Origin of the sequence: uncultured Porphyromonas sp. (genome assembly GCF_938046015.1) — a bacterium.
In the GTDB taxonomy this organism is placed as follows: domain Bacteria; phylum Bacteroidota; class Bacteroidia; order Bacteroidales; family Porphyromonadaceae; genus Porphyromonas.
Window position 1 is genome coordinate 1 of the sequence record NZ_CALIXW010000031.1, and the last position, 1,156, is coordinate 1,156.

The following is a 1,156-nucleotide window of genomic DNA, read 5'->3' on the forward strand; positions in this document are numbered from 1 at the left end:
GATCGTGGCTATCATGCCCGCCTTCGCTCGTATCCTAGGTATCTCAGGAGAGTTCGCGCAGTTCTTCGGTGGTACCTCGCTCTTGATCTTGGTCGGTGTCGTCCTGGATACGCTCCAGCAGATCGAAAGCCACCTCTTGATGCGTCACTACGACGGTCTGCTCAAGAGCGGCCGTATCAAGGGGCGTACAGGCTCTGTAGCTGCCTACTAAGATGATCTACCTAAAGACAGACGAAGAAATTGAACTCATGCGTGCGGCGAACCTCCTTGTGGGGCGCACGCTGGCCGAGGTCGCTAAGATCATAGCTCCTGGGGTCTCGACCCTGGACTTGGACAAGCGCGCCGAGGAGTTCATCCGTGATAACGGTGCGACTCCCGCCTTCCTCGGCTATAATGGCTTCCCGGGTAGCCTCTGCACCTCGGTCAATGACCACGTGGTGCACGGCATCCCTTCAGCGAAGATGATCCTCAAGGAGGGAGACATCGTCTCCGTCGACTGCGGGACGAAGCTCGCTGGCTTCACAGGCGACTCCGCCTACACCTTCGCCGTCGGTGAGATCGCTCCCGAGGTGCTTGCGCTGCTGCGCACCACCAAGGAGTCCCTCTACATCGGCATCGAGCAGGCTGTGGCTGGTAAGCGTGTGGGAGATATCGGCCACGCGGTACAGCAGTACTGCGAGCATCGCGGCTACCACATCGTCCGCGAGCTCGAGGGGCACGGTATCGGGAAGAATATGCATGAGGAGCCGGGCGTCCCCAACTTCGGACGCCGCGGTACGGGGCCTGAGCTGCGCTCGGGGATGTGCATCTGCATCGAGCCTATGGTCAACATGGGCTCCAAGAATGTCACCTTCGACCGCAACGACGGCTGGACGGTGCGCACCAAGACGGGTAAGCCCAGCGCTCACTTCGAGCACTGTGTCGCCATCCGCAACGGCCGCGCCGACATCCTCTCTTCGTTTGACTTTATCAAGGACGTCTTGGGCGACCGCGAGTTTTAATCAAGTACGATATATGCCAAAGCAAGCAGCTATAGAACTAGACGGGGTCATCCTGGAGGCGCTCTCGAACGCTATGTTCAAGGTCGAGCTCGAGAATGGCCACGTCATCACCGCCCATATCTCTGGGAAGATGCGTATGCACTACATCAAGATCC

The 1,156-nt window shown here is 58.8% G+C and carries 2 protein-coding genes and 1 pseudogene; all 3 read left to right on the plus strand.

Going from position 1 to position 1,156, the window contains the following annotated elements:
- Positions 1-211, plus strand: a pseudogene (locus Q0248_RS03320) (preprotein translocase subunit SecY); the annotation flags it as partial.
- Position 212: 1 nt separating this feature from the next.
- Positions 213-1,001 (plus strand): type I methionyl aminopeptidase, encoded by a 789-nt coding sequence (map, locus tag Q0248_RS03325; RefSeq protein ID WP_211788520.1) that lies wholly within the window; start codon positions 213-215, stop codon positions 999-1,001.
- Between the two features lie 13 nt (positions 1,002-1,014).
- Positions 1,015-1,156, plus strand: a 142-nt coding sequence (gene infA / locus Q0248_RS03330; protein WP_299319727.1) for a translation initiation factor IF-1, incomplete at its 3' end; no start/stop codon positions are given.

Bases quoted from the DNA above. Each gene is read 5' to 3' on its own strand.
- map (WP_211788520.1), top strand. From the start codon at position 213: ATGATCTACCTAAAGACAGACGAAGAAATTGAACTCATGCGTGCGGCG.